Annotated in this window: 2 protein-coding genes; both read left to right on the top strand. The window is 52.6% G+C overall.

Translation table 11 applies throughout. The features are described 5' to 3' along the window. Positions 1-142 precede the first annotated feature (142 nt). Entirely contained in the window at positions 143-385 is a 243-nt protein-coding gene (locus tag CIK04_RS35020; protein ID WP_325206019.1) for a hypothetical protein, read from the top strand. Continuing rightward, complete coding sequence (locus CIK04_RS35015; RefSeq protein WP_369597199.1) at positions 294-722, top strand: aminotransferase class I/II-fold pyridoxal phosphate-dependent enzyme; 429 nt, start codon at positions 294-296, stop codon at positions 720-722. The genes CIK04_RS35020 and CIK04_RS35015 overlap by 92 nt, the downstream gene beginning before the upstream one ends. Positions 723-800: the final 78 nt, after the last annotated feature.

Genomic DNA, 800 nt, shown 5'->3' with positions numbered 1-800 from the left:
ATCGGCGATCTGACACTGACGCCAAAAACAGGAGTGTTACAGCGAGATCTTTACGACGCGTATTCGAGAAAAATAACGCGCGGGCTTTGGAATAAGCAGGGGGCGCTTGCCTGCCACGCGTAAGTTAGCTCAGGCGCTCAATGTGAGCCGCAACACCGTCATCGCGGTGTACGAGCAACTTAGTGCGGAGGGTTACATTGAAAGCCGAGCTGGTTCGGGCTACTACGTCGCGGTTGAGTTACCAGAGCACTATCTGGGAGAGATGGCGATTTCGCCAGTCATGAAACAAGAGCATTGCGGAATTCACAGCAGAACTTGGACCCATCAAGATCAACCGAGCTTTTGCRCCCGGCGTACCGGATCTGGAAAAATTCCCGCTGCCTGAATGGCAAAAATATCTACAACGCCAACATTCGCGGCGCACCATCTTAGGCAATCAAATCGTCAAAGGGGATTACGCCCTCAGGTGCGCCTTGGTGGATTACTTGGCGTCGAGTCGCTCTGTGAAATGCCAAGCGGAGCAAATCATTATTACCTCTGGCGCGCAGCAGGCACTAACCATTGCYCTGATGTGCGCAAAAGAAGCAAGCGATCGACTGTTAATGGAGCAACCGGGTTACAGTCAAATGCGCAAAGTGGCCTGTTTATTGGGCATGCCGATGGAGCCGCTTAGCGTCGCAGTGAGAAGCGGCATTGATGTTGCTGACGTGCTCGCATTCTAAGTGTCGCTTTGTTTACCTGACGCCGAGCAATCAATAACCCGATGGGCACCACCTTAAGCACTGAGCAGAGAGTGCAAA

The organism is Vibrio sp. 03_296 (assembly GCF_002265885.1).
This window is presented reverse-complemented; position numbering and strand designations above follow the sequence as displayed.